Source organism: uncultured Dialister sp., from assembly GCF_937959425.1.
Lineage (GTDB): Bacteria > Bacillota > Negativicutes > Veillonellales > Dialisteraceae > Dialister.
In genome coordinates, this window is record NZ_CALGPS010000076.1 from 1 (window position 1) to 6567 (window position 6567).

Consider the following 6567-nt stretch of genomic DNA (forward strand, 5'->3'; position numbering starts at 1 on the left):
GATGATTCACCATAGTGCCATGCCGGACAGGAAACTTTTCGCAAACAGTTTCCTGCCCCGATGATTCACCATAGTGCCATGCCGGACAGGAAACTTTTCGCAAACAGTTTCCTGTCTCTATGAACCGCCATAGTCTCATGCCATGTAGGAAACTTTTCGCATATAGTTTCCTGTTCCGATGATTTGCCACAGCGTCATGCAGTGCAGGAAACTTTTCACCTGCCGTTTCCCGCCGCCATGAGCCGCTGGAGCCTCACGCCGGCCAGGCCCTACCCTTCCGTGGACTCTTCGCTTCTCTGGGCCAGAGGGGTGTCCTTTGTGACGTCACGGTTCAGTACCTTCTTGGCACCTTTCAGGAACTTCGGGCGGGGAATGAGAACGATGTGACCGCAGCCACAGCATTTGATACGCATATCGCTGCCCAGCTGCAGCACTTCCCATTCCTGGCTTCCGCAGGGATGTTTCTTTTTCATCTGTACAATATCACCGATACGAAACTGGATGAATTTCATTTGAGGTCTCCTTTGATAGAAATGATAATTCAGGGACAAGGTTCTAAAAGTTATGGTGGCAGCTGACGCCGTAATATGAATCCTGCTGCAGCAGCGCGGCATGCATGGGACTTATTTCATAACATATCCGGGCCCCGCACTACTTCTCCGGCACCATGAGGAAGCGGACAGGCAGGTAAGCGGCGCCGGCGGGGATGAATCGGATGTAGAGATCTTTCCCCATGTCCCAGGTACCACAGGAAATATAGTCCCTGTCCGTACCGTTTCCGAACCAGTGCTTCCCCAGCCTGTCATCGGTGCGGTACACACGGAGGAGTCTCGGGTTGGTACCGATCTGGAAGGTGCCCATGTAGACACCGCCCTGGGCGTTGATATATAGATTATACTTCCCGCTGCCTTTATTGTGGAAGGTCATATGGTAAGTAATGCCATAGTCCCCGGTATTTTCTCTTTCCACGTGGCTCATTTCATCCTTTCCTTTCTGGAAAGGGTATGAATTGCCTATGGAAATCTCCGCCGGGCCGCCGGAAAAGTCCCAGGTCTTATTTTCCAGATAAATATCTTTGGCAAAGGTGCCCCGCATTTCATGGGAATCCGGCGGAAGGGGGAGCGCCGTATCCAGAGATTTCTGCAACTCCTTCACGTCGCCGTCAGGAAGGATGGCAGCGCCCAGGGTGACCGGCTTCTTCGTTTCGATTTCCACTATGCCGCTCACCAGATCCTCCTCGGCAATGCCATCAGAATCAGCGTCGTAGAGGATGGTCTTCTCTCCCGGGAGAAGTTTTACAGTCTCCCCCTTCTGCTCTTCTCCCACAGCCTCCCGGAAGGACAGGGTGGCACCGGTGGGAATATAGCTGCTGCTGGCGTCCCCCTTTACCCGGCGGGTGACGGTGATATCCTGCTTTTTATCGGATTTCGCATACACCAGCACCCGAGCCGGGCCTCCGGTTTCGTTCACGTGATAATAATAAAGCCTTCCCTCCCCCGGCTTCACAGTGCCTTCATAGAGGATGCCCGGCTGATCAGCGTACTCCGGGCAGTCGGAAAAAACAAGGGTACCTTCTGCCTTCGTCTGTGTAAGAGGCAGGGTGGTATAGGTTTCATCTAAAGGCGAAGCAGCGAAGGCAGTGAAACCGCCTGCCATCATCATGGCTGCCGTCAGGGACCGGATAGATTTTCTTAATATGGACATTGTTTATGCTTCTTTTCTGTATATTTTCTTTGCTATTTTATCAGTTTTAATATAGTGTTCAAAGGGTGGTGGTATCACCATTGGGGCCGCGGAGCGGCCCGGGTTCAGAGGGTTCAGAGGGGAAGGTTCTTAAGTTTGACGGCCCTCTGGACCGAAGGCTGCGGATTGCCCTGCGGGCAATGAATTTTATATAACGCCTGACGGCTGACCCCTTCCGGCTCGCTGCGCTCGCCACCCACCCCTGTCCAGGGGTGGGCAAGGGCGTTACGGGATTCTCCTCCTGCCACTTAGATCACGCTAAGCATGGTACTGCATTGGCCGCCTCTCGCGGTGAGCCAACTCAAAAGAAGGCCCTCTCCATTCTCGCTGCCCCTTGAGTGATTGGAAATCCTGCATAGGGTGTACGAAGGTGAAAAATGACAGTGCTGCTCCCTTATCGTTCTACGCAGGTCAACTTCGGATGACTTGGAGGTCCTATGCCGGACCTCCACCCCCTATCCCGCTCCTCCTTCTTCCATGGCCTGCACCATGGATTCTATTTTTTTGAAGCGGTGGGCCAGGCCGGATTTGGTGATGCCGCAGATGGCGGCCAGTTCGGAAAGGCTGGCGTTGGGATGGGAGAGGCGCACTTCGCAAGCTTCCCGGATTTTCGGGGACAGGGAGGACAGAGTGTTTCCCTTGAGAAGTTTCTGCACCATATGGGTCTGGTGGACGGCGGCGTCCACGGTTTTCTGCAGGTTGGCTGTTTCGCAGTTTACCTGGCGGTTCACCCGGTTTCTCATGTCCTTCACCACCCGCACGCTTTCAAAGTCCAGGTAGCTCTGGCTGGCGCCTACGATCTGGAGAAATTCGGACACTTCGTCTCCGTCTTTTATATATACAATATAATCGTTTTTCCTGTCGGTCATGCGGGCATTCATTTTGAAATAGGCCATGGTCTTCACGATTTCTTCTGCAAACCGAAAGGACTGGGTCACCATTTCCAGATGGTAGTCGCTCTGGGGGCGGCTCACGGAGCCGCCGCCCAGGAAAGCGCCGGCCAGGTAGGCCCTTTTTTCTTCGCCGCTTTCAAGGAAGGGGCTGTCGTCTACGCCGGCCATGGGGGAAAGGCCCATGGTGTCCAGAAAGGAGAGGCCCTTTTCCGAAGGCTCCACTACCAAAGTGTATACGTTTTTCTTCCGGAGGCGGCGGCCCTGGCGCACCATGGCGCTGGGCATGAATCCGAAGTCCTTTTTCAGGTACACCAGCACCCGCCGGGCTACGGCGCTGTTTCCGGTGGAAAACTCAAGGCCCCATCGCCCCCGGGATCCGGTCACGAAGGAACCGCTCATACGGAGCAGAGCCAGAAGTTCCGCGGTGCGGCAGGACTTCTCGTCTCTGCGGATACGGGCCAGTTCGTTCTTGACCTGTTCTGTAAATGACATTAATGACTCCTCTTTAAATACTCTTCCAATGCTTCCGGTGCGATTTTCGCCTGGAGAAGATTATGGATACGAATGATTTCATCGGAAAGAACTTCCGTATCCTGCACGGCGCCCCGGGCACTGCCCAGAAGGTCTGCTTCAATGAGCTGGGCCCCCAGGGATTCCACCTTCTTCCGGTCAATAGACACAGGGAAAGCATGGGCTTTTTCATATTTTTTCAGCACATCCGGCGAAGGAGTGCCGTTATTGGCAAGGACGAAATCCACTACTCCGCCGCCGATGTGATCCACCAGCGCCTTCAGGTGATCCCCTACGGTATATCCCGTGGTTTCACCGGGCTGGGTCATCACGTTGCAGATATAAAGCACGGGGGCTCCGCTTTTACGAATGGCTTCCAGGATTTCCGGTACAAGCAGGTTGGGCAGTACGGAGGTATACAGGCTTCCGGGGCCCAGGGTAATGAGGTCCGCTTCCTTAATGGCTTCCAGGGCGTCCCCTACAGCCATGGGAGCTCTGGGGACGGTGGTCATGCGGACGATTTTCACGTCCCGTCCAATTTTTTCAGGATAGGCGGAAATTTCCGACTCCCCTTCCACGATTTCCCCGTCCGACATTTTAGCCCGGAGACGAACCTTTTGGGAAGTGGCCGGCATGACCTGGCCGCGGATGTTCAGAACCTTGCTGGCCGCTTCCAGCGCATTCTGCACGCTTCCGAACTGCTTGATAAGGGCGGCCAGAAAAAGATTTCCCAGGCTGTGTCCTGCCAGTTCGCCTTCTCCGCCGAAGCGGTACTGGAAAATCTGCTCCAGCACCGTTTCCTTGTCGGCCAGAGCCACCAGACAGTTCCGAAGGTCGCCGGGGGCAATGATTCCCATTTCCTCCCGAAGCCTGCCGGAGGAGCCGCCGTCATCGGCTACAGTGACAATGGCGGTAATATTGGAAGTCCTGTTCTTCATGCCGCGGAGCAGCATGGACAGGCCATGGCCGCCGCCGATGGCCACCACCTTCGGCCCCCGGGAAAGCTCCATGCGGGACAGAAGCTTCTTGGACACTTCCTTCTGGTCCGGCGCCAGAAGCTCCACGAACCGCTTCATGAGCTTCCTCACCGCCGTGGTCATAATCCACAGCCCCAGGATTACAAAGAGGGTGCCGCAGATGGCCAGGAATGTATAGCTGTAGCTTCCGGTCATCTGGAACGCGAAGCGCAGCATTTTTTCTTCCATGATTCCGAAAATCTGGTAATTCAGAATCAGTGTGGCGCCGAAAACCAGGAGGAGGATTCCCAGGGAAAAGAGAACCATCCAGCGCTTGATGGCAAGGCCCGGCCGGAGCCACTGCATGAAATGTTTCATGAAACTCATCCTTCCGAAGAATCGGTCACATCATGCTCTATATGATTGCGATGCAGATCCCGATGTTCCACATTCACATGTCCGAACTTTTCTTTCAAATGGCTGCCCAGCCTTTCCGTCACGAAGACAGAGCGGTGCATGCCGCCGGTGCAGCCGATGGCAATGGTAAACTGGGTCTTACCCGCCTTGCGGAAACGATCCACCATGAAATCCATGAAATCGTAGAGCTTGGCCAGGAATTCCTTCGTCACCGGCGCCTTCTCGATATAATCCGCCACTTCCTTCACCCGGCCGGTGGAATACTTATATGCCGGCACATAGAAAGGATTGGGCAGGAAACGCACATCAATCACCGTATCCGCATCAATGGGGATGCCGTACTTGAAGCCGAAGGAGAACACAGTGACCTGCATGTCCGTGCTGCTTCCGTCCACGCCGAAGCGGCTGGACAGGTACTCCTTCAAATCCCCCGTCTTCATGGCGGTAGTATCCACAATCACATCCGCCTGGGCCCTGATGCCTGCCAGGATTTTTCTCTCCTGGGCAATGCCCTCCTGGATGCGCATATTTTTCGCCAGAGGATGCTGACGCCTCGTTTCCATATAGCGGCGCACCAGCGCTTCATCGGAAGCCTCCAGGAAAACCACTTCGTGGGGAATGCCCCTTTTCTTCAGTTCATCCAGTGCCTGGGGCAGGGCGTCGAAGAAAGAACCGCCCCGTATATCCGTCACCACCGCCACATGGCGGGTATTGGACGTGCTCTTCCAGCACAGATCCGCAAACCGGGCAATGAGCACCGGCGGCAGATTATCCACGCAGTAATAGCCCATATCCTCCAGCTTCTGCATGAAATTCGTTTTTCCGGCTCCGCTCATGCCGGTAATAATGACAAAGCGGAAATCATCCTGCATGGTTCATCCCTCCAGTACATATTTCTCAACAGCCCGGGCCACACCGTCCTCATTATTGGACAGAGTCTCATGGGCAGCCGCCTCCCTGGCACTCTTCGTGCCGTTGGCCACGGCGAAAGACCAGGGCGTGGCGGAAAGCATGGAAACATCATTGTTCCCGTTGCCAAAGGTCATGACATGGTCCATGGAAATCCCATAGGACTGGGCCAGCGATTCCACAGCCCTTCCCTTGGAGCACTCCTTATTGTTCATTTCAAAGAAATAGGGCTTCGACTTCACCTGGTTCACCAGTTTCCCGTATTTCTCTCCAAGGAGAGTTTCAATTTCCTTCATCTTTTCTTTATCATGCTCGCACACCAGGATTTTCGTAGGCGCCTTGGCAGGCTGCCAGAAATCATCCCCTGCCACATGGGCCTTCACGCCGCACTGTTTCTCGTATTCGTCGGTCCTTTCATCCCGGAAAGGCACATAGAGCTCGTCATCGATATAAGTGTGGGCATACCAGCCATGACTTCTGATATCCGCCAGGATGGAAAGGGCCAGCTCCTTTTCAATCCGCACATCCCGCACAATCTTTCCACTCTCGCAGAGCCCTGTCATGGCGCCGGTATAACAGATTACCGGCACATCGCCCAGACCGATGGCCTTCCCCCAGGGACGGGCCGCCTGAAACATGCGGCCTGTGGCTATCACAATCCGCACACCCTTTTCCAGGGCCTTTCCCAGCACCTCCTTCGTGTAGGAAGAAACGGAAATATCGTCCCGAAGAAGGGTATCATCCAAATCAATGGCTATCATCTGTATAGAAGACATTTTGGGCTCCTTATGTATAAAAAAGGTTATTAAGATTGACCAGCCCTGCGGGCCGGAGGGTTCTTAAGGTTCTTAGGTTTGACGGGCCCTACGGGCCCGAGGGTTCTGGATTGCCGCTATCGCGGCAATAATTATGTAGTCAGCGTTACGGGACTACCTTCCTATTACATAAATCACACTAAAAATAACGGTGAGTTAGCTACCTCCGGTGGCTGACCTCTATCCCGCTTCGCGGGACTTACCCAAAGGGAAGACTGCCGCTGCGCTGAGAATGCTTTTGACACATCTCTCCATGTAACTTTCGTGCTGGATTGGCCGCTATCGCGGCCACCCCCTATCCGGCTGCGCCGGACTTCCCCCTAT

General features: G+C 54.5%; 6 protein-coding genes. All 6 read right to left on the minus strand.

Annotated features, from left to right (window positions below):
* Positions 1-269: 269 nt before the first annotated feature.
* Positions 270-512 (minus strand): DUF951 domain-containing protein, encoded by a 243-nt coding sequence (locus Q0482_RS02970; protein ID WP_291055407.1) that lies wholly within the window; start codon positions 510-512, stop codon positions 270-272.
* A 139-nt stretch (positions 513-651) separates the two neighbouring features.
* Positions 652-1704 carry a hypothetical protein gene (locus Q0482_RS02975; protein WP_299143193.1) on the minus strand — a complete coding sequence of 351 codons (1053 nt, stop codon included), beginning with the start codon at positions 1702-1704 and terminating at the stop codon, positions 652-654.
* 494 nt (positions 1705-2198) lie between these two features.
* Positions 2199-3128 (minus strand): DNA-binding protein WhiA, encoded by a 930-nt coding sequence (whiA, locus tag Q0482_RS02980; RefSeq protein WP_299143195.1) that lies wholly within the window; start codon positions 3126-3128, stop codon positions 2199-2201.
* Entirely contained in the window at positions 3128-4480 is a 1353-nt protein-coding gene (gene yvcK, locus Q0482_RS02985) for a uridine diphosphate-N-acetylglucosamine-binding protein YvcK (protein WP_299143197.1), read from the minus strand. The genes whiA and yvcK overlap by 1 nt, the downstream gene beginning before the upstream one ends.
* A gap of 5 nt (positions 4481-4485) precedes the next feature.
* Positions 4486-5391 (minus strand): RNase adapter RapZ, encoded by a 906-nt coding sequence (gene rapZ / locus Q0482_RS02990; protein WP_299143199.1) that lies wholly within the window; start codon positions 5389-5391, stop codon positions 4486-4488.
* Positions 5392-5394: 3 nt separating this feature from the next.
* Complete coding sequence (locus Q0482_RS02995; RefSeq protein ID WP_299143202.1) at positions 5395-6204, minus strand: HAD family hydrolase; 810 nt, start codon at positions 6202-6204, stop codon at positions 5395-5397.
* Positions 6205-6567 lie beyond the last annotated feature (363 nt).